The organism is Stenotrophomonas sp. (genome assembly GCF_035634915.1).
Taxonomy (GTDB): Bacteria; Pseudomonadota; Gammaproteobacteria; order Xanthomonadales; family Xanthomonadaceae; genus Stenotrophomonas.
The window spans coordinates 218,419-239,117 of record NZ_DASQCB010000018.1; the positions used below are offsets into that span (position 1 = coordinate 218,419).

Annotated in this window: 20 protein-coding genes; 7 read left to right on the forward strand and 13 right to left on the reverse strand. The window is 66.4% G+C overall.

Annotated elements, in window-relative coordinates; all coding sequences use genetic code 11:
* The first annotated feature begins 1 nt into the window (after nt 1).
* Both VER16_RS14000 and VER16_RS14005 read left to right on the forward strand, forming a co-directional pair.
* Nucleotides 2-865 (forward strand): sugar phosphate isomerase/epimerase, encoded by an 864-nt coding sequence (locus VER16_RS14000; RefSeq protein ID WP_324809131.1) that lies wholly within the window; start codon nt 2-4, stop codon nt 863-865.
* Between the two features lie 18 nt (nt 866-883).
* The gene (locus VER16_RS14005; protein ID WP_324809133.1) at nt 884-1,180 is read left to right on the forward strand and encodes a cytochrome c; all 297 of its coding nucleotides are present in this window, start codon (nt 884-886) and stop codon (nt 1,178-1,180) included.
* Nucleotides 1,181-1,187: 7 nt separating this feature from the next.
* Here VER16_RS14005 and VER16_RS14010 read toward each other — a convergent pair whose 3' ends face one another.
* From VER16_RS14010 to VER16_RS14035, 6 genes are all read right to left on the reverse strand, one after another.
* Nucleotides 1,188-1,943, reverse strand: coding sequence for a 3-keto-disaccharide hydrolase (locus VER16_RS14010; RefSeq protein WP_414716052.1), 756 nt, complete (start codon nt 1,941-1,943; stop codon nt 1,188-1,190).
* Nucleotides 1,943-2,512: a gluconate 2-dehydrogenase subunit 3 family protein gene (locus tag VER16_RS14015; protein ID WP_324809137.1), complete on the reverse strand. Its 570-nt coding sequence runs from the start codon at nt 2,510-2,512 to the stop codon at nt 1,943-1,945. Before VER16_RS14015 ends, VER16_RS14010 begins: the two co-directional genes overlap by 1 nt.
* Nucleotides 2,512-4,197, reverse strand: coding sequence for a GMC family oxidoreductase (locus VER16_RS14020; RefSeq protein WP_324809138.1), 1,686 nt, complete (start codon nt 4,195-4,197; stop codon nt 2,512-2,514). Before VER16_RS14020 ends, VER16_RS14015 begins: the two co-directional genes overlap by 1 nt.
* Before the next feature lie 27 nt (nt 4,198-4,224).
* Complete coding sequence (locus tag VER16_RS14025) at nt 4,225-5,127, reverse strand: hydroxypyruvate isomerase family protein (RefSeq protein WP_324809140.1); 903 nt, start codon at nt 5,125-5,127, stop codon at nt 4,225-4,227.
* Nucleotides 5,128-5,283: 156 nt separating this feature from the next.
* Complete coding sequence (locus tag VER16_RS14030; protein ID WP_324809142.1) at nt 5,284-6,309, reverse strand: AI-2E family transporter; 1,026 nt, start codon at nt 6,307-6,309, stop codon at nt 5,284-5,286.
* Between the two features lie 74 nt (nt 6,310-6,383).
* Entirely contained in the window at nt 6,384-7,289 is a 906-nt protein-coding gene (locus tag VER16_RS14035; protein ID WP_414716057.1) for an AraC family transcriptional regulator, read from the reverse strand.
* A gap of 96 nt (nt 7,290-7,385) precedes the next feature.
* Here VER16_RS14035 and VER16_RS14040 point away from each other — a divergent pair, with 96 nt between their 5' ends.
* A complete protein-coding gene (locus tag VER16_RS14040; protein WP_324809146.1) occupies nt 7,386-8,135 on the forward strand; it encodes an SDR family oxidoreductase in 750 nt (249 codons plus the stop codon).
* An 83-nt stretch (nt 8,136-8,218) separates the two neighbouring features.
* On the opposite strand, the gene VER16_RS14045 is transcribed toward VER16_RS14040, so the two are convergent.
* Nucleotides 8,219-8,797, reverse strand: a complete 579-nt coding sequence (locus tag VER16_RS14045) for a single-stranded DNA-binding protein (protein ID WP_324809148.1) — start codon at nt 8,795-8,797, stop codon at nt 8,219-8,221.
* A 360-nt stretch (nt 8,798-9,157) separates the two neighbouring features.
* Here VER16_RS14045 and VER16_RS14050 point away from each other — a divergent pair, with 360 nt between their 5' ends.
* A complete protein-coding gene (locus VER16_RS14050; protein WP_108768104.1) occupies nt 9,158-10,189 on the forward strand; it encodes a LacI family DNA-binding transcriptional regulator in 1,032 nt (343 codons plus the stop codon).
* 33 nt (nt 10,190-10,222) lie between these two features.
* Here the strand turns inward: VER16_RS14050 and VER16_RS14055 are convergent, their stop codons facing one another.
* The 3 genes from VER16_RS14055 to VER16_RS14065 all read right to left on the reverse strand — a co-directional run bounded on the left by VER16_RS14055 (nt 10,223) and on the right by VER16_RS14065 (nt 14,235).
* Nucleotides 10,223-10,600, reverse strand: a complete 378-nt coding sequence (locus tag VER16_RS14055; RefSeq protein WP_324809150.1) for a hypothetical protein — start codon at nt 10,598-10,600, stop codon at nt 10,223-10,225.
* 91 nt (nt 10,601-10,691) lie between these two features.
* The gene (locus VER16_RS14060) at nt 10,692-12,749 is read right to left on the reverse strand and encodes a PAS domain-containing protein (protein WP_324809152.1); all 2,058 of its coding nucleotides are present in this window, start codon (nt 12,747-12,749) and stop codon (nt 10,692-10,694) included.
* Nucleotides 12,739-14,235, reverse strand: coding sequence for an ATPase domain-containing protein (locus VER16_RS14065; protein WP_324809154.1), 1,497 nt, complete (start codon nt 14,233-14,235; stop codon nt 12,739-12,741). The genes VER16_RS14060 and VER16_RS14065 overlap by 11 nt, the downstream gene beginning before the upstream one ends.
* Before the next feature lie 197 nt (nt 14,236-14,432).
* Here VER16_RS14065 and VER16_RS14070 point away from each other — a divergent pair, with 197 nt between their 5' ends.
* The 3 genes from VER16_RS14070 to VER16_RS14080 are packed head-to-tail and all read left to right on the forward strand — an operon-like array spanning nt 14,433 to nt 19,281.
* Nucleotides 14,433-15,332, forward strand: coding sequence for an ABC transporter ATP-binding protein (locus VER16_RS14070; RefSeq protein ID WP_324809156.1), 900 nt, complete (start codon nt 14,433-14,435; stop codon nt 15,330-15,332).
* A 12-nt stretch (nt 15,333-15,344) separates the two neighbouring features.
* Entirely contained in the window at nt 15,345-18,923 is a 3,579-nt protein-coding gene (locus VER16_RS14075) for an ABC transporter permease/M1 family aminopeptidase (protein ID WP_324809159.1), read from the forward strand.
* A 58-nt stretch (nt 18,924-18,981) separates the two neighbouring features.
* On the forward strand, nt 18,982-19,281 hold the full coding sequence (locus VER16_RS14080; protein WP_324809161.1) for a hypothetical protein: 300 nt from the start codon (nt 18,982-18,984) through the stop codon (nt 19,279-19,281).
* Between the two features lie 145 nt (nt 19,282-19,426).
* Here VER16_RS14080 and VER16_RS14085 read toward each other — a convergent pair whose 3' ends face one another.
* The 3 genes from VER16_RS14085 to VER16_RS14095 form a co-directional block, all read right to left on the reverse strand.
* Nucleotides 19,427-19,729, reverse strand: coding sequence for a hypothetical protein (locus tag VER16_RS14085; protein WP_324809163.1), 303 nt, complete (start codon nt 19,727-19,729; stop codon nt 19,427-19,429).
* A complete protein-coding gene (locus tag VER16_RS14090; protein ID WP_324809164.1) occupies nt 19,726-20,112 on the reverse strand; it encodes an SseB family protein in 387 nt (128 codons plus the stop codon). The genes VER16_RS14085 and VER16_RS14090 overlap by 4 nt, the downstream gene beginning before the upstream one ends.
* 146 nt (nt 20,113-20,258) lie before the next feature.
* Nucleotides 20,259-20,657 (reverse strand): hypothetical protein, encoded by a 399-nt coding sequence (locus VER16_RS14095; protein ID WP_324809166.1) that lies wholly within the window; start codon nt 20,655-20,657, stop codon nt 20,259-20,261.
* Nucleotides 20,658-20,699: the final 42 nt, after the last annotated feature.

Sequence of the window (20,699 nt, forward strand, 5' to 3'; positions counted from 1 at the left end):
GATGAAGGCTCCAACACGCAGGATCGCCACCCTCGCACTGCTGCTCGCCGCCCTGCCCGCCTTCGCCGCGGAAACCGGCAGCCCTGGAAAGCCCATCGCGGTGCAGATGTACACGCTGCGCAACGCCGGCACGCTCGACCAGCAGCTGAAGATCGTCCACGACGCAGGCGTGCATGCGGTGGAAACGGTCGGCACGCAGAACGTCAGCGCGGCCGAACTCAAGCAGTTGCTCGACAAGTACGGGATCAAGGCGATTTCCTCGCACACGGCACTGGCCGACCTGCGCAATGACCTCGACAAGGTGGTGGCCTTCAACCGTGCCATCGGCAACACCACGCTGGTGGTGCCCTACCTGGACAGCAAGGACCGGCCGAGCGATGCCGCCGGCTGGGCAGCGCTGGGCAAGGAACTGGGCCGCATCTCCGAACGCGTGCGCGCCAAGGGCATGCGCCTGGCCTACCACAACCACGATTTCGAGCTGGTCGACTTCAATGGCCGTACCGGCCTGGAGCTGCTGTTCGAAGCCGCCGGCCCGAACCTGCAGACCGAGCTGGACCTGGCCTGGGTGGCGCGCTCCGGCCACGACCCGGTGGTGATGCTGGGCAAGTTCCGCGGCCGCCTGTTCGCAGTGCATGCCAAGGACAACGCGCCCAAAGGCCAGGCCGAAGACGAAGGCGGATTCGCCGCCGTCGGCCAGGGCGTACTCGACTGGAACGCGATCCTGCCGGCTGCCGCCCGTGCGGGCGTGACGTGGTACATCGTCGAGCACGACCAGCCGCGTGACCCGGCCAAGGTGATCCAGACCGGCGCCGACTACCTGCGTGAACACCTGACCGTCAGCCTGCCCGCCCGCGCATCGCGCTAGCCGGCCAAGGAGCTTCGTTTGAAAACTGTCCTGACCCTGGCCCTGACCTTGTGCGCGGCAACCCATGCGCTGCCGGCGTGGTCCAAGGAAGACCCTGCTGCCGGCGCCAAGCTGTACGCGACGAACTGCGTGGCCTGCCACGGTGCCGATCGTGCCGGCATGCCCGGCACATTCCCCGCGCTAACCGACATCGGCAAACGCCTGCCGCCTGCGCAGATCAAGGAAAAGATCAGCAAGGGCGGCGGCCTGATGCCGCCCTTCTCCCAGCTGTCCGCGCAGGAGATCGATGACCTCGCCAGCTTCCTGGCGAAGTAGGCGCGCGTTACAGCTCGCGCACCCAGATGTTGCGGTAGCTGACCCTGGAGGCGTGCTCCTGCAGGTACAGCGGCGCGCAACCATGCGGCGAGTACGACGGCGCGCCGATGTACTCGGTCCTGCCCGCCAGCACGGTGTCGTTCTGCACCAGCACACCGTTGTGCAGCACGGTGATGCGCGCCGGCGAGGCCAGCCCGCCACCGGCCGAGAAACGCGGCGCCTTCCAGATGATGTCGTAGGCCTGCCACTGACCCGGCGCACGCGAGGCATTCACCAGTGGCATGGCCTGCTTGTAGATCGAACCGGCCTGGCCATTGGCGTAGGTCGGGTTTTCGTGACTGTCGAGCACCTGCAGCTCATACAGCTCCTGCAGGAAGATGCCGCTGTTGCCGCGGTTCTGGCCGTCGAATCCCTTGATGTCGCTGGGCGTACGCCACTCCACGTGCAGCTGCATGTCGCAGAAGCGCTGCCGGGTGCGGATGCCCTTGCTGCCGGGAACCACGGTCATCGCGCCGTCAGCCACGGTCCACGGTACGCGCCCGCCCTGCTCGGCCTCCCAGGCCGACGTGTCCTTTCCATCGAACAGCACGATGGCATTGGACGGTGCCGCGCCTGCGGGCGTGGCCACCTCGGCTACGGCCGCCCATACCTCGGTCTTCGCCGGATCGCGATCGGGGCCGGCAGCAGCCTGTGCAAAGACCGGCGCCGCAGCCAGCGCACCTGCGGTCATCAGGAAAGCTCTGATCATCCTGTCGTACTCCATCAGCTGGTCGCCCAGGCCGGCGTGCCGGGCGTATAGGCCATGTCGCCGTCATAGCGGCCAGGCACGGCGACGTACTTCAGCACGTCCGTCGCGCCCGGCTTCGAGGTGAAGAAACCGAAGATGGCCAACTGCTTGATCATCGTGAATGGATGCAGCTTCGCCTTGTCGGCCTCAGCGGTGCCGGTCTCGCTCACCTCCACCGCACGCCTGCGGGCCTCCGCGTCCAGCGTACGCAGCAGCTGGGTCCGCGCTTCCGGCGTCAGCGCAACGAATCGGCCGCCGGCACGTTTGTCGATGTCCGCCAGGCCTGCACGGAACGTCGCCTGCTGCTGGGCGGTGTAGCAGTCGCTGACGAACTGCGCCATGAAAGCGCCCGTCGCCGCGTCTTTCGCGCCCGGTGTGCGCGTGCGCGGCAGGATGGTTTCGGCAATCTCATCCAGCGTGGCGATCTGCGCAGCGGAGAAGGCAGCACCCGCAGTGGGGGCACTGGCACTGGACAGCGCAGGCAGGCCGACCATCGCCGCACCGGTGGCGGCGACAATCATCTTCAGCAGTTCACGGCGGTCCATCACAGGTTCCCCGCTTTCAGTTCGCGCACGGCGTGGTCGGCCGCGCGCGCGGTCAGCGCCATGTAGGTCAGCGAAGGATTCACGCAGGCACTGGAGGTCATGCAGGCACCGTCGGTGACATAGACATTGGGCGCATCCCAGACCTGGTTGTTGGCGTTGAGGACCGAGGTCTTCCGGTCACGACCCATGCGCGCGGTGCCCATTTCATGGATGCCCTTGCCCGGCGCGTAGTCGTTGTCGTGCATCTCCACGTCTTTGACACCGGCGGCCTCCAGCATCTCGGCCGCATCGGCCGCCATGTCCTTGCGCATCGCCTTCTCGTTCTCGCGCATGGCCACGTCCATGGCCAGCACCGGCAGTCCCCACTTGTCCCTGCGCGCGTGGTCCAGGCGGATGGTGTTGTCGTGGTGTGGCAGCATTTCGCCGAAACCGGTCATGCCGATCCGCCAGTCACCGGGCAGGCTCAGGGCCTCCTTCAGATCGGCACCGATGTTCAGCTCGGCGATCTCGCGCGACCAGCCGTTTCGGCTGGCACCGCCCTGGTAGCCGAAGCCGCGCAGGTAGCCACGCTTGTCGGCGGCCACGTTGCGGAAGCGCGGAACATAGAAGCCGCAGGGACGGCGACCGAAGTAGTACTTGTCGTCGTAGCCTTCCACGCGCCCCGATGCGCCCGCACCGAAGTGATGGTCCATCACGTTGTGCCCGAGTTCGCCGGACGACGAGCCCAGCCCACCTTCCCAGACATCGGTGGCCGAGTTCATCAGCAGCCAGGTCGAATTGAACGACGACGCATTGAGGAAGATGACCTTGGCCGTGTACTGGTAGGTCTGGCCGGTCTCGGCGTCGAGGACTTCCACCCCGCGCGCACGCCTGCGGTCCTTGTCGTAGAGCACTTCCTTGACGATCGAGAACGGCCGCAGGGTCAGGTTGCCGGTCTTCATCGCCGCCGGCAGCGTGGCCGCCTGGGTCGAGAAGTACGCACCGAACGGGCAGCCGAGGATGCACTTGTTGCGGTACTGGCAGTTCACCCGGCCCTGCTCGGGCATCGGCTTGGTGATGTTGGCAGTGCGCGAATGGATCATGTGGCGCGTGCCACCAAAGGCCTTCCTGATCCGTGCAGCCACGTCCTTCTCGACGATGTTCAGCGGGATCGGCGGCAGGAACTCGCCATCGGGCAGCACGTCCAGCCCTTCACGCGTGCCGGCGATGCCGGCGAACTTCTCCACGTAGTCGTACCAGGGCGCGATGTCGGCATAGCGGATCGGCCAGTCGGTGGCGATGCCGTCCTTGAGGTTCGCTTCGAAATCCAGATCGGAGAAGCGGTAGCTCTGCCGCCCCCACATCAGCGAACGGCCACCGACGTGGTAGCCGCGGAACCAGTCGAAGCGCTTGGTCTCGATGTAGGGCGAGTCCTGTTCATCGGCCCACATGCCCTCCAGGTTCTCCGCCAGGCCGTAGTCGCGCATCAGGACCGGAAAGGCGGCCTTCATCGCCTGGGTAGGCCGGTTGCGGTGCGGAAAGTCCCAGGGCTCCTTCATCGCATTGACGTAGTCCTTCACGTGCTCGATGTTGCGCCCGCGTTCCAGCATCAGGACCTTCAGACCTTTTTCGGTCAGTTCCTTCGCCGCCCAACCGCCACTGATTCCCGAGCCAACAACGATGGCGTCGTAATGATTATCTGCCATGGGTCTATCACCTGGGTGGATATCGTTTCAGACGTCGCAGAGACGGATCGCCTCGCGCAATGAGCCAACGGGATCGGGCGCTGCAGGCGTGAATTCCTGAGCCAGATACCCATCGAAACCGGTGTCGCGGATCGCGCGACAGATGGCCGGGTAGTTCAGTTCCTGCTGGTCGCCGATCTCATGCCGGCCCGGCACGCCGGCGGTGTGGTAGTGCTTGAAGCACGCGTGGTGCCGACCGATGGTGGCGATGATGTCGCCCTCCATGATCTGCATGTGGTAGATGTCGTAGAGCAGGCCGAAATTGTCCGAGCCGAGCCGCTTGCACAGCTCCACGCCCCAGGCCGAGTGGTCGCATAGATAGTCGGGATGGTCGACGCGGGAGTTCAGCAGCTCCATTACCAGCACCACGCCGCGCTTTTCGGCATGGCCCAGGATGCGCTTGAGCCCGGCTTCGGCATTGGCCAGGCCCTGCTGCGGATCCATGCCGTTGCGGTTGCCGGAGAAGCAGATCAGGTTGCGATACCCGGCATCGGCCACCAGGTCGATGTGCCGTGTGTAGCGCGCCACCAGTTCATCGTGGAATCCGCTGCCCGCGAAGCCCTTGGTCAGGCCCAGCTCGGCACCGTTGCACATCGCGCTGTAGATGCCATGGGCCTTCAACGCAGGCCAGTCTTCCGGGCCAACCAGGTCGATTGCGTCAAAGCCAATCCCCTTGACCGTCTGGCACAGCTGGCCGACCGACAGCTGCGGGAATGTCCAACGGGCAACAGACTGCTTCAGCCTGCCCTTGAGCGGCGCGGTGGCGGCCGTGGCGGGGAATGCACCGGCCGCGGCCAGGCCGAGACCCAATCCGCCCGCAAGCGCCGTGCGCAGCGCGTCGCGACGGCTGATGCCCGGCGCCGGCACCGGTTCGACTGAATGGATGGACATCCACTTGCCGGCCTCCCAACCGGTACATACGCTGAAGAATCACCGCAATGCAATCGATTGCACCATAAGGGAGGAATTATTTTTTTTGCAAGACGCGGTGCACGAAAATCCATGCTGCGCGGCACAACCGTTGCCGCGCGCCGCTGCGGTCAGCGCTCAGATCCAGCCCTGGTCGACCAGCTCGCGCTTGAGGTAGGCATAGAACACCGGCGCGGCCACCAGCCCGGCCAGGCCGAACGCCGCTTCCATTACCAGCATGGCCAGCAGCAGCTCCCAGGCCCGCGCCTGGATCTCACCGCCGACAATGCGCGCGTTGAGGAAGTACTCCAGCTTGTGGATGACGATCAGGTACAGCAGCGCAGCCACCGCCACGTAGAACGACACCGACAGCGCGACGATGGTGATGATGGTGTTGGAAATGATGTTGCCCACCACCGGCAGCAGGCCGGCCAGGAAGGTGATCAGCACCAGCGTCTTGGAGAGCGGCAGGTGCACGCCGCACAGCGGCAGCACGCCCAGCAGGAACACCGCGGTGAACACCGTATTGAGCAGGGAGATCTTCACCTGGGCAAACACCACCTGGCGGAAGGCAACCGCCAAGCGGGTGGTGCGGCCGATCAGTTCCTGCGCCAACGGGCCCATCTGCGGCAGCGGCAGCTCGTCGTACAGGGCGATCATCGCGCCCAGCACCATGCCGATGAGGATGCGCACCCCGACCTGCACCACCGAGGTACCGGCCACGCCCAGCTGCCGCTGGTGTTCGGCGGCCCATTCGTTCAGTGCCTCGCGCAGTCGGGTCAGGTCTTCGGGAATGTACGGCTGCAGCAGCGCCGGCACCTGGTGCCGGGAGGTGTTGAGGATGTCCATCAGCCGCGCCAGCAGCACGTCCGGGCCGCCGGTTTCGTTGCGGAAGAAGGAGGCCACGCCGATACCGGCGAGCACCAGCACACCGATGATCACCGCCGACAGCACGATGACCGCCACCGCACGCGCGCGCCCCGGCGGCAGCTTGCCTTCCACGCTATTGGCCAGCACATGGGTCAGCTGGAACACCAGCAGGCCCGACAACAGGGTGACCACCAGCCCCAGCTTCAGCGCCAGCCACATGCCCAGCAGCATCAGCAGCCAGGCGGCGATGCGGGCAGCGGGCGGCTTGGGCAGGGCGAGGCGTGCTTCAGTCATGGCAGGGCTTCCACGGGGGTGGCCCATGGTAGTGGATCGGCATGGCGGTTCCGGAGCAGGCTTTGAACGTTCGTTCAGGCGCCTGCACCGCGCAGGCGGGCGAACCGCGCCGGAGGCATCCCGACCAACCGCGCGAAGGCCACCCCGAAGGTGACGGCGCTGGCATAGCCCACCCGTTCGGCCACCTGCTCCAGGCTCAGCGAGCGGTCAACGAGCAGGCGCTTGGCCAACGCCATGCGCCACTGCAGCAGATATTCCATCGGTGCCACGCCGACCACATGCATGAAACGCGCGGCGAAGCCCGAGCGTGACATCGTTGCCTGCCCGGCCAGCTCCGCCACCGTCCATGCATGCTGTGGCCGCGCGTGCAGCGCACGCAGCGCAGCGGCGAGCCGCTCATCGCCGAGCCCACGCACCAGGCCGCTGCCGCCGACGCTGTCCATGCCGCTGCGCAGCGCCTCGATCAGCAGCACTTCCAGCAGGCGTTCCAGCACTACATCGCGGGCCGGCCGCTGCGCGCGCGCCTCCTCGCCCACCATCTGCACCAGCATGGCCAGACGCGGCTCGCCGCGTACATGCAGCAGGCGTGGCAGCAACGAGACCAGCAAGGCAGCGTCCGGCGAGGCGAAACCGCAGTGGCCGATCTGCGCGCACAACGCTGCCGGTCCGTCCTCGCGCCCCACCCGGAAGTGGCCCTCGGCGATGCGCATCGGCAGGCTGGGACTGATGTCCGGCGGCGCCTGCATGCTGGTGTTGACCAGCTCACGCAGGGCCGGCACGAGCACGAAATCGCCAGTCTGCAGGGTGATCGGCGCGCCACCGTCCACCGACAGCCGGCACTGTCCATGCAGCACCGCCATGTAGAACGGCTCGCCCTCGCCTTCGCGGCGCACGCACCACTCGCCGGCCGCCTCGACCCGCTTGGAAAAGCGTGCCGTGGGCTGCAGCAGGGAAACGACCTCGGACAGCGGATCGGACAACACTGGACGCTCGACGAGGAAATACGGACGCTCCATTGTAGCCCGTCCAGCCAGCGGGGCCGACCATGGTCACTCGTTCCCGCTGAGATGGACCCGATGCAAACCGTACTGATTACCGGCTGTTCCTCCGGCTTCGGGCTGGAAACCGCCCGCCTGTTCCTCGATCGTGGCTGGAAGGTCATCGCCACCCTGCGCACCCTGCGCACCGACCTGCTGCCTGCGTCCGAGCAGCTGCGCGTGCTCGCCCTGGACATCACCGACCCGGCCAGCATCGCGCACGCCATCGCCGAAGCCGGCCCGATCGACGTGCTGGTCAACAACGCCGGCTTCGGCGCACCGGTGCCGGTGGAACTGACACCGCTGGATACGGCACGCGCCCTGTTCGACACCAACACCCTGGGTACGCTGGCGATGACCCAGGCCGTGCTGCCGCAGATGCGCGAACGCGGCCATGGCGTGATCGTCAACGTGACCTCCACGGTGACGGTGAAGGCGCTGCCATTGGTTGGCGTCTACAGCGCCAGCAAAGCGGCGGTGAATGCCTTCACCGAGTCATTGGCCATCGAGGTCGCGCCGCTGGGCGTGCGCGTGCGCCTGGTGCTGCCCGGCCGCTCGCCGACCACGCGCTTCGGCGAAAACGCGTTCCCGCACCTGGGCGGCGTGGAGCACCCGGCCTATGGGCCGCTGGTGCAGGGCGTGCTGGCCAGCTTCCGCGACAGCAGCGGCCCGGTGACCACGCCGCAGGCCGTGGCCGAAGCGGTGTGGCGCGCGGTGACCGACGAGAATGCGCCGATGCGCATTCCCGGGGGCGATGACGCGGTGGAGTGGATGAACGCGGTGGGGTGATCGACGCCACAACGTGCAATAGAAAACCCCGGCAGGCCAAAGGCCTTGCCGGGGTTCTGTGCTGGCGTCAACCAGACTGTCGATCAGAACGGAATATCGTCGTCCGCGAAGTCGTCCATCGGCGGGGCCTGCTGCGGCTGCGGGCGCTGATTGCCACCCTGGTTGCCATAGCCGCCACCCTGGTTCCCACCGCCCTGGTTGCCGTAACCACCGCCCTGGCCGCCACGCTGGCCGCCGCCACCGCCGCCGTATTCCTGGCGCGGGGCCTGCTGGCGCTGCGGACGGTCGCCGCCGTAGTTGCCGCCACCGCCACCGCCGCCACCATCACCGCGGCCGCCCAGCATCTGCATTTCGTCGGCGATGATGTCGGTGGAGTACTTCTCCACGCCATCCTGGCCGGTGTACTTGTCGTAGCGCAGGCTGCCTTCGACGTAGACCGAGCTGCCCTTGCGCAGGTATTCGCCGGCGATTTCGCCGAGCTTGCCGAAGAACACCACGCGGTGCCATTCGGTGCGTTCCTGCTGGTTGCCATCCTTGTCCTTGCGGACGCTGGTGGTGGCCAGGCTGATGCGGGTGATCGCCATGCCGCCCTGGGTGTACTTCACGTCCGGGTCGTTGCCGAGGTTGCCGACCAGGATGACTTTGTTGATGCCACGCGCCATAGGTGTGTTCGTCCGTTGTACAGGGGCAGGCCGCCAGTGATAGCACGTCCTCCAGACGGGAGGCAGTGGCCGGGGCCGCCCCCGTTGAAATTGGGGGATGCAGGAATACGCCATCTTATCATCGCTGCCGCCGTGCGCCCGGTCAGGAAAGCCCCCGACGACGGCCGGAATGTGGCCCCATCCCCCACCGGGCCCTGCACTGCGTCGGCGGCGGGACATGCCAGCCGACGCCCCACACCAGCAACCCGGCTGTCGCGGGACGGTCAATCACTGTCCGTCCGCCCCGCCCCACAGGACAGGGTCAGGGCCAGCGCCGGCCACCCGTGGCATCATCCATGAATCCCTCCACCCGCACCGCCCATGACCATCAAAGGCAAAGCCACCTCCCTGGACATCGCCCACCTGGCCGGAGTTTCCCAGCCCACGGTGTCGCGTGCCCTGCGCGGCAGCCCGATGGTCAATGCCGAAACCCGCGAGCGCATCCTGCGCATCGCCCGCGAGTTGAACTACAAGGTCGACAAGAACGCCTCCAGCCTGCGCCTGCGCAATGCCGGCACGCTGGCCCTGCTGTTCTTCGAAGACCCGACCAATGACGACTCGCTGATCAACCCGTTCTTCCACTCGATGCTGGGCTCGATCACCCGCGCCTGCGCGCTGCACGGGCAGGACCTGCTGGTGTCCTTCCAGCAACTGTCCACCGACTGGCAGGCCGATTACGAGGACAGCAACAAGGCCGACGGCATCATCCTGCTCGGCTACGGCGACTACCACCAGTCGCGCGACCGCCTGCAGCGGCTGGTCGAACAGGGCACGCATTTCGTGCGCTGGGGCGCCGCCCTGCCCGGCCAACCAGGCGTGTCGATCGGCAGCGACAACTTCCAGGGCGGGCATGACATCACCGCCCACCTGCTGCAGCAGGGTTGCCGCCGCATCGCCTTCCTCGGCCATGCCTCCAGCCATTACCCGGAATTCGAGGAGCGCTACCGCGGCCATGTCGAGGCGCTGCGCACGCACGGCCTGGCCGCCGACCCGGCACTGCAGCACGATGCCATCACCACCGAGGCGTCCGGGCAGGAAGCCTGCCAGGCGCTGCTGGCACGCGGCGAACGCATCGATGCGATCTGCGCCGCCAGCGACCTGATCGCCATCGGCGCGATGCGGGCGCTGCGGGAAGCCGGGCTGCGCGTGCCGCAGGACGTGGCGGTGACCGGGTTTGACGATATCCCGCTGGCAGCCTCGGTGTCGCCGGCACTGACCACCGTGCAGCAGGACACCAAACAGGCGGGCCAGCTGCTGGTGGAGAAACTGCTGGCGCTGATCGGCCGCCAGCCGGTAGAGAGCCTGAGCATTCCGGTGAAGCTGGTGGTGCGCGAGTCGTCGCAGCGGATGTAGCGCCGAGCAACGGCAGCCGAGCATGGCTCGGCTCTACAGGGTCTCGTGCAAGCCGGTAATCCGCGTGACTTCCCCTACCGCGGATACGTGCGGGCCCTCATGGCAATGGAAGCGGACGCCCTCGGCGATCCGATCGCGATGCAGGGTCTGCCGCAGTTCCCGGTTCACGATACGCATCCTTGCCCGCAGCCACGGGCCGACCGGCAATGCGATGTCACCGACCAGAGGCTGGCCATCCTCGCCCAGAAACTCCGGGAAGATCATGAACAGCTCAAGCTCGCCCGACGGATCGGCATAGGCGAAGTCCCAACGGATGCCGTTGTACGCGGGGTGGCGGCGGCCGCCTTCTTGAGGTGCCAGCAGGCGGATGCGCGCCTCGAAATCGTCCTTCAGCAACAGATATCCGCCCACGCCCTGCTCCCTTTCCCTGGATAGCGCCCGATGATGACCGATCGGCGCACCGACGGGAATCGACAGGCACGGCAGTCGATCAAGCTCGACTCTACCGGGCTCCCGGCATGGCGGTACGCACTGCAGCGCTGAATTCATCCAACAGGAACGGCTTGGCGATCATCGCCATGCCTTCGTCGAGGAACGATGCGCGCTCCTGGGCCTTCTCCGCATAGCCGGTCATGAACAGCACCGGCAGCGACGGGCGTGACTGCCGGGCGATCTCGGCCAGCTGCCGGCCGTTCATGCCGGGCAGGCCGACGTCGGTCACCAGCAGGTCGATGGCCTGCGCCGAGGCCAGGATCGGAATCGCCGCATCGGCATCGCCCACCACCTGGGTGTGGTAGCCGAGGTCTTCCAGCACCACGGTCACCAGCATGCGTACCTGGGCATCGTCCTCCACCACCAGGATCGACTGGCCGGCACCGCGGCGGATCGCCTGCGTGGCCGCTGCCGGCGCGCTGGCCCCGGGCGCCTCGTCCATCGGCATGAACAGCGACACCACCGTGCCCTCGCCCACCTGCGATTGGATGGCGATATGGCCACCGGACTGCTGCATGAAGCCGTAGACCATCGACATGCCCAGGCCGGTGCCCTTGCCGATGGGCTTGGTGGTGAAGAAGGGCTCGAATACGCGTTCGACCACGGCCGGCGCCATGCCCGCCCCGGTGTCGGCCACCACCACCTGCACGTAGCGCCCGGCCGGCACGGCCGGATACTGCCCCTCGCGCACACTGGCTGAGGCAGTGCGCAGGGTCAGCTGGCCGCCATGCGGCATCGCATCGCGGGCGTTGATGGCCAGGTTGAGGATGGCGCTCTCGAACTGGTTGGCGTCGAGGGTGGCGTGCAGTTCACCGGCGCTGGGTTCGGCAATGATCCGCACCGACTCGCCCAGCGTGCTGCGCAGCAGGTGCTGTACCGATTCCAGCAGCGCGTTGATCTCCACCGGTCGTGCGTCCAGCGATTGCCGGCGGGAGAACGCCAGCAGCCGCTGGGTCAGCGCGGCCGCCCGCTGGCCCGATGCGGTCGCCGTGTCGAGGAAGCGATCCAGGTCATCCACCCGGCCCATTTCCAGGCGCATCCGCACGATATCCAGCGCCGACAGGATGCCGGTCAGCATGTTGTTGAAGTCATGGGCGATGCCACCGGTCAGCTGGCCGATCGCCTCCATCTTCTGCGCCTGGCGCAGTGCCGCCTCGCTGGCCTCGCGCGCGGCCATCTGCATTTCCAGCTCGCGGGTACGCTCGGCCACCTTCGCTTCCAGAGCCTGGGCGTGCTGCTGGCTGCTGGCCAGGGCCAGCTTGGCGGTGGTGATATCGGTGACGAACACATGGAAGCCATCGACGTGGCCCTGCGCATCGCGGCGAGGCGCGTAACGCACTTCGCAGTCGCGGCGACCGCGCAGGCGGTGTGGCCATTCGATCTCGAACACCGCGCCTTGCCCCTGCAGCGCCGCCTCCATCGCCGGCCTGCGCTGCTGCCAGACGGGTTCACTGATGACGTCGCGCACGTGGCGGCCGATCACTTCGCCGGTGGCCAGGCCGAACCAGTCTTCATAGGCGGTGTTGGCAAAGCGGAAGCACATCGTCGTATCGACGAAAGCGATCAGCACCGGCATCGTGTCGGCGATCAGGCGCAGTTCGGACTCGCTGCGCGCCAGTGCAGCCCGGCCATCAGCCAGCGCCTGCAGCTGGTCGCGCACCAGGAACTGCTTGTCGCGTGCGCGCAAGGCACCCTGTACCGCGCTGAGCAGGGAGACACTGCCCAGCGGCCTGTCCATCTCAACGACGTTGATCGATGAAGGAAGCAATGGATCACGTGTGGGGCGGCGATAAGACCGCGCGGAGCGCAGGAGAATGAAGGGAATATCCGACCAGGTGGGTTGCTGCTGCAATGCCGGCAGCAACGCATCGCCCCCACGCGCCATCGCTTCCTGGGTGACGACAACCAGCCCGGTGCTGTCGTCGAGTTGGCTTGCCAGCGCTTCCAGGTTGGGCGCAATGCTGGTGGCAAGGCCCGCAGCGCCGAGCACCGCCGCGATGCTGTCAGCGTCACGCCCGAACGGTGCAACGATGCGGACAACCGGCCCTCCTGCTCCGCTATCGGGCATCGGACTGGCCGAGCAGCGCCGCGCCATCGCCGACGAATTCCGGCGTCCCGGTAAGAATGCCCTGGAAGTCGGCCAGCGGTGCGCTGACGGTGATACCGCGCCCATCGATCTTCAGTTCACGGATGGTGTCCTCATGCGCGCCACCGCGGTTCTTGATGACCGAGATGGCCTTTCGGATGCGGCCCTTGGCCTCGAAAAAACGGAACAACACCACCGCATCGGCGATGTAGGACACGTTGAGGCTGCCGGTGGACATGGTGCCGACCAGGCCGTGCTGCGGGTTGACCAGGAACGTGACGACGCCCTTCTGGTTGAGATAGGACAGCATCTCATGCAGCTGCAGCATCAGCTGTTTTTCCTGCGGCATGGCGGTCACGTAGCCGTTGAGGCTGTCGATGACCAGCACGCTGCAGTTGCGCTGTTCGACGGACTTGCGCAGGTTCCAGGAAAACTCGCCGGGTGAGACCTCGGCGGGATCCATCTGCAGGATCTCCAGCAGCCCGCTGTCCAGATGCTTGTGCAGGTCGATGTCCAGCGCCTTGGCACGGGCCAGCAGGGTGCCGACTCGCTCATCGAATTCGAAGATGCAGGCGCGCTCGCCCCGTTCACACGCGGCCCAGACGTACTGCAGGGCAACGTTGGTCTTGCCGCTGCCGGCCGGGCCCGTCAACAGCGTGGAGGTGCCGCGCAGGGGGCCTCCACCAAGCAGTTGATCGATTTCCGGAACACCACTGCTGATCGGCGTGCCCAGGAAGCGCCCATGGTGCTCCGAGGCGATCAGTCGCGGGAAGATGTCCAGGCCACCGTGGCGGATGACCATGTCGTGGTAGCCGGCGACGAACTCGACACCACGAAGCTTCTGCACCTGCATGCGGCGGCGCGCGGGGCCGAAATCCAGGGTCAGCCGCTCCAGTGAGATCACGCCATGGCACAGGCTGTGCAGCTGGCCATCGCGCTCCTCGCCGGTAGAGGTCAGATCATCGACCAGGATGACGGTGGCGCTCTTCGGCCCGAAGAACTGCTTGAGCGCAAGGATCTGCCGTCGGTAGCGCAGCGAATCCTGGGCCAGCAGGCGCAGCTCGGACAGCGAATCGAACACCACCCGGGTTGGCCCGATGCTGTCCACCTTGGACATGATCATGTTGACCGTCTCGTCCAGCTCCATTTCCCAGGAGTGCAGCACCGACTGCAGGCGGCCATTGCCCATTGCGCCTTCGGCCGAGCCCAGCTCGAACAGGTGCAGGCCCTCCAGCGACCAGCCGTGCGCGTTGGCGACCTCGCGCAGCTCCTCGGCGGTCTCGGACAGGGTGATGTAGAGGCACTGCTCGCCCCGGCGCAGGCCTTCCAGCAGGAACTGCAGCGACAGGGTGGTCTTGCCTGAGCCGGGTGGACCTTCAAGCAGGTACAGCCGGGCCTGCGGCAGGCCGCCGCCCAGAATCGTGTCCAGTCCTTCCACTCCGGTGGCGATCCGCATGTGCGCCTGCATGGCTTTGAAGATGATGAAAGCCTAGCGAGGCCGCTGTAGAGGCATTGTGTGATCGAAGGCCGCTTTGGGACCGCGTTCAGGTTGATCTCACCGCCAACGTCCGCCCCTCGGGCACGAACCATGACCTTCGGCATTGACCAACAGCGTATTCAGCGCGATAAACGGCTCTTCACACACAGGGAAGAGGTGTACGCCGCATGCTGCAGATCGACTCGCTGTCCAAGACCTACGCCAACGGCGTCCACGCGTTGAACGCGGTCACTCTGGACATTCCGCGCGGCATGTTCGGCCTGCTGGGCCCCAACGGCGCCGGCAAATCCTCGCTGATGCGGACCCTGGCCACCCTGCAGGAAGCCGACAGTGGCAGCGCGGTGCTGACCATCCCCGGTGAATCGCCGATCGACGTGCTGCGCGACAAGGACGCCGTGCGCCGCCGCTTGGGCTACCTGCCGCAGGATTTCGGCGTCTACCCCAAGGTCAGCGCAGTGGACCTGCTGGAGCATTTCGCGGTGCTCAAAGGCCTGACCCAGCGCGCGCAGCGCCGCGAGGTGGTCGATGGCCTGCTGCAGCAGGTGAACCTGTGGGACGCACGCAAGCGCAAGCTGGGCACTTATTCCGGCGGCATGCGCCAGCGCTTCGGCATCGCCCAGGCGCTGCTGGGCGACCCGCGCCTGGTCATCGTCGATGAGCCCACCGCCGGCCTCGACCCGGAGGAACGCAACCGCTTCCTCAACCTGCCGGCTGCGATCGGCGAGAACGTGGCGGTGATCCTGTCCACCCATATCGTGGAGGACGTCACCGACCTGTGCCCGAGCATGGCCATCATGAACAAGGGCGAGGTGCTGTTGACCGGCAGCCCGAGCGACGCCATCGACGCGCTGCAGAGCCAGGTCTGGCGCAAGCAGGTGGAGCCGTCCGAGCTGGCTGACCATGAGGCGCGCTACGTGGTGCTGTCCACCCGCCTGGTCGGCGGTCGCCCGGTCATCCACATCCACAGTGCCAGCGATCCCGGCGATGGCTTCCGCGCGGTGGCCCCCGATCTCGAGGACGTCTACTTCCAGCGCCTGCGCCTGCAGGCGCGTGCCCGCGCGGCCTGAGCGGAGCAGACCATGATCCTGACCTTCTTCCGCTTCGAGCTGCGCGAGCAGCTGCGATCGCCGCTGCTGTGGCTGCTGGCCTTCCTGTTTGCCGCCCTGGCCTTCGCCGCCACCTCCACCGAAGCCGTGCAGATCGGCGGCGGCGCCGGCAACGTGCACAGCAACGCGCCCATCGTCATCGCGCGCTTCATGGGCGTGTTCACCATGATGTGCATGCTGGTGTCCACGATGTTCGTCAGCAATGCCCTGCTGCGCGACTTCGAGCTGGGTACGGCCGAACTGATCTTCGCCAGCCCGATCAAGCGTCGCGACTACCTGACCGGGCGCATCCTGGCGGCGATCTGCGCCAGCCTGGTGGTCTATCTCATCATCGCGCTCGGCATCCTGCTGGGGCCGCTGATGCCCTGGGTGGACAAGGCGCGGGTCGGCCCGGTATCGCTGGGCGCCTACGTCTGGACATTCACCTGGATCGTCCTGCCCAACGTGGTGTTCACCACCGCCCTGCTCTCGCTGCTGGCCGCGGCAACCCGCTCGATCCTGTGGGTCTACATCGGCCTGATCGTGTACTTCGTGCTGTACGGGGTCAGCGCGTCGCTGTTGAGCGACATCGACAACGTCTGGATCGCCACGCTGACCGAACCGCTGGGCATGCGTGCGCTGGGCCGTACCGTACGCTACTGGGCGGCCGAGCAGAGCAACACCCAGCTGCCGCAGATGGCCGGCTACCTGCTGGCCAACCGTGCGCTGTGGCTGGGCGTGGCCGCGGCGCTGTTCGCTGCCACCTTCGCCGTCTTCCGCACCGAACGTTCCGGCAGCGGGCGTCGCCGCTGGGGCCGGCGCAATGCCGTGGCCGGTGCTGATGCGGCGCGTCCGGTGCAGATCGTGGCGCCGCGTGTGCGCCCGGTGTTCACCGCCGCTACCGGCTGGCGCCAGTTCCTGCGCCAGGTGCGCTTCGACACCGTGGGCGTGCTGCGCAGCGTGCCGTTCATCGTGCTGCTGGTGCTGGGCCTGGCCAACTTCATCCCCGGCGCGCTGCACCAGAGTTCGCTGTACGGCACGCCGATCTGGCCGGTCACCAGCGAAATGCTCACGGCGCTGCAGCAGGCGTACAGCTGGCTGCTGGTGATCATCGTGCTGTTCTATTCCGGCGAACTGATCTGGAAGGAACGCAGCGTCCGCCTCAACGAAGTCAGCGACGCCATGCCCGTACCCAACTGGGTACCGCTGCTGGCCCGGCTCACCACGCTGGTGGTGATCGTCGCCACGTTCCAGCTCATCGGCGCGGTGGTGTCGATGGTGCTGCAGCTGGCGCAGGGCTATACCCATCTGCAGCCGCTGCTGTACCTGCAGGCGCTGGCACTGGGCTCGGTGTTCTACATCCTGATGGGCGGGCTGGCACTGGTCCTGCAGGTGCTGACCAACAACAAGTTCTTCGGCTACGCGCTGCTGATCGTGGTGATGATCGCCCAGGTCGCATTGGGGCTGCTGGACTACACCCAGAACCTGTACAACTTCGGCAGTTGGCCCAACGCACCGTATTCGGACATGAACGGCTACGGCCACTTCCTGCCCGGGCAGCTGGTGTTCCAAGGCTACTGGGCCCTGTTGCTGGTCGCATTGCTGTTCCTGGCGTCGGCCTTCTGGGTGCGCGGCGTGGGCACCGGCCTGCGTGACCGGGTAAAGCTGGCCAGGCACCGCCTGCGCGGCCCGACCGGCGCCGGCTTTGCAGTCTCCCTGCTGGCCTTCGTCGCTCTGGGCGGCTGGCTGTACTGGAGCACCAACATCCGCAATGAGTTCGTCTCCCCGGACCAGCAGCGTGATCTGCAGGTGCGCTACGAGCGCGAGCTGTCCAGATACAGGAACCTGCCGCAGCCACGCATCATCGCCATCGACAACCGCGTGGATCTGCGTCCGGAAACGCAGAGCATGACGCTCGACGCCGATTGGACGATACGCAACACGCACGCGACGCCGATCAGCGACATCCACATCTCGATGGGCGACGACCGCGAGCTGGTCAAGGTCGACCTTGGCGGGCAGCGCCTGACCTTCCAGGACGTAGACCTGGGCTACCGCATCTATCGGCTGGCTGCGCCGCTGCAACCCGGCGAACAGCGGCTGGTGCACTTCCGCGTCGAACAGAAGCCCAGGGGCATCACGGCCAGCCAGGCGCCCAGCAACATCGTGGACAACGGTACGTTCTTCAACAGCGGCATGCTGCCGTCCTTCGGCTACGACGAGAACAGCGAGCTGAAAGACCGCAACGAGCGACGCAAGCGTGGCCTGGGCGAACCGACCCGCATGCCGAAGCTGGAAGATGAAGCGGCACGTGCCAATACCTATATTTCCGACGACGCGGATTGGCTGGACTTCCGCACCACCATCTGCACTGCGCCGGACCAGGTCGCGCTGGCCCCGGGCTACCTGCAGAAGGAAGCCACGGTCGATGGCCGCCGCTGTTTCAGCTACGCCATGGACCGGCCCATGCTGAACTTCTATGCCTATCTGTCAGCACGCTGGCAGGTGAAGAAGGGCATGTACAAGGACATCCCGATCGAGGTGTATTTCGACCCGGCCCACCCCTACAACGTGGACCGGATGATCGAGGCCGTGCAGAAGTCGCTGGCCTACTACGAGGCCAACTTCACCCCCTACCAGCACCGCCAGGTGCGCATCATCGAGTTCCCGGGCTACCGCAGTTTCGCTCAGTCCTTCGCCAACACCATTCCCTACTCCGAGTCCATTGGTTTCATCGCTGACCTGCGCGATCCGGACAAGGTGGACTACGTGTTCTACGTGACCGCCCATGAGATCGCGCACCAGTGGTGGGCGCATCAGGTGATCGGCGCCAATGTGCAGGGCGCGACGGTGCTGTCCGAATCGCTTTCGCAGTACTCGGCGCTGATGGTGATGGAGAAGGAGTACGGCCGCGCGCACATGCGCCAGTTCCTGAAGACCGAGCTGGACCGCTACCTGGCCGGACGTGGCAGCGAGCGCATCGGGGAACTGCCGCTGGAGCGGGTGGAGAACCAGCAGTACATCCACTACAACAAGGGTTCGCTGGTGTTCTACCGCCTGCGCGAAGAGATCGGCGAAGCTGCCGTGAACCGCGCACTGCAGCGTTTCCTGCAGGACAAGGGCTACCAGCAGCCGCCGTACACCACCTCGCGGGAACTGGTGGCCTACCTGCGCGCGGAAACACCGGCCGACCGCCAGCAGCTGCTGACCGACCTGTTCGAGAAGATCACCCTGTACGACAACCGCTTGGAATCGGCCAGCGCGCGCAAGCGTGACGATGGCCGCTTTGATGTGACCCTGAAACTGCACGCGGCCAAGGTGTACGCCGACGGCCAGGGCAAGGAAACGCCGGCCCCGCTGGACGACTGGGTTGAGATCGGTGTGTTCGCCAAGGGTCCTTCCGGCAAGGAGCGTGACCAGAAGGTGCTGTACCTGCAGCGCCATCACATCACCGGGGCCGGCCCTACGATCACGGTGACCGTGGACGCCAGGCCGGATGAAGCCGGGTTCGATCCGTACAACAAGCTGATCGACCGCGACAGCGACGACAACCGGAAGAAGGTGTCGATGTGATGCAGGCGGGGGTGCCGGTGGTTGCCGGCACCTCCGCTGTTCCGGCGGGAGAGACAACGTGATCGTGATGGTCTATGGATTCACCGGCCGCTATGCCGGCACGTCGGAGTTTGAATGGAACGCGCCTGACATCGGCGTGGTCCACAACGCCCTGCTGTTCCTGAGGCAGGAGGAAGAGCGTGATGCCTTCGACCTGGCCGTGACCGAATGCGAACGCTTTGGCTTCGATGAGATACGCGACCTGCGTTGTGGCCGTCTCCAGGTGGACGCGCTCAACACCGACGCCTACCGTGGCTTTTCCGGCTTCTACGAAGAAGCACTGGCCGAGGGCTCCGCCCTGCTCTACTACCCGGTCTGAAGTGGTGCAAGACCATGCCTGGCAACCCCTTCCGTGGAGTCGAGCTTGCTCGACTGCTGTCTGCAGAAGCAGTCGAGCAAGCTCGACTCGACGAACGCGGCAGCCCTGCGCAACACCGGCATGGCCAGCATCGACCTCCGTGGCTCTACGCCCAGCGCAACCAGAGATGGACCAGAACTGCCGGCACTGGCCCCAGCATGGCAAAGCCGCCCAACAACCATGCCCCGCGCCCCTGCAACCGCGCACGGCGGTACAGATGCCACGCTGCGCCCCAGCTGCCGACCCATGCCAGCAGCGGCGCGGGGCTGTTGTCGATATTGAAGCCGAATGCAAGCGTCAACCCAATCACCATCGACAGAGCCACGCCAGTCGCCAGCCAGATGGCCGCCCGCCGTTCGTGGTGGGAGGCAGCGCGGGCCATCGAGTCCATTCCGGAGACCTTGCTCACCCCTGCGCGAAATCCTTCAGGATCTCGCCCACGCCGCTGGCGGAGATCTCAAAGCCCAGCGTGGTGCCGGGGTTGACCACCACGCCGTAGCCACCGGGCACGCGGCGAAGCACGTCCAGCATCAGCCAGCGGATCTGGTGCGGGGCCTGCTGGCCGTGGATGCCCACCCGCGCCGGATCGGTGAACACCGCCACGTGCAGGGTGCCCTGCTTGTCGAACAGCAGCGGGTCGAAGCCGCTGCCATCGGGGGTGACCAGGCTGCCGGTCAGCAGCACCACCTCGGAGGCCACGAAGGCTTCCATGAAGGCGCGGATCGGCACTGCGCCGTCCATCGCGGCCTTCAGCAGGGTCTCGATCGGGGTCTGCGGGGAGAGGTCGGTCATGGCGGTACGGCAGGGAGTCAGGGGGGCCTATTGTAGAGCCGAGCCCATGCTCGGCTGCCTCTGCCCTCCCAAGCGCAGCCAAGCGCAGCCGAGCGTAGGCTCGCCTCTACAGCTTGCACGGGGCTCCCGCCAGGCATGGCCTGGCTCTACTGCGCGGGGACCGGGCTCTGGCCAGACGACCGCCAGAGGCCGTGCAGCAGCGCGGCCAACAGCATGCCCACGGCCCATGCCAGCATCACGCTGCCGCCCGCGTACAGCGCGTCCATCATCTTCAGTGCGACGACCAGCGCGAACAGGGCCGACACCAGCAGGGTCGCCACATCGGTGCCTCGCACCCGGGTCAGGCGCAAGCCCAGCAGCGTCAGCGGCAGCGCTACCAGGCTGGCGCCGAGGCCGAATACGACCAGCGCGTCCCACAGATGGACGTTGAACGTGCGCGGCATGGCGATGGCGGCAGTGCGCGCCAGCCACGGGAAGGTCACTGCCGCGATCAGGGCACCGGTAGCCACACCACCGCCCAGCGAAACCAGCAGACGTCGCATCATTCAGCCCATCCTTGCTGTCGTGCCGGCCGCTCGCCGGCAGCT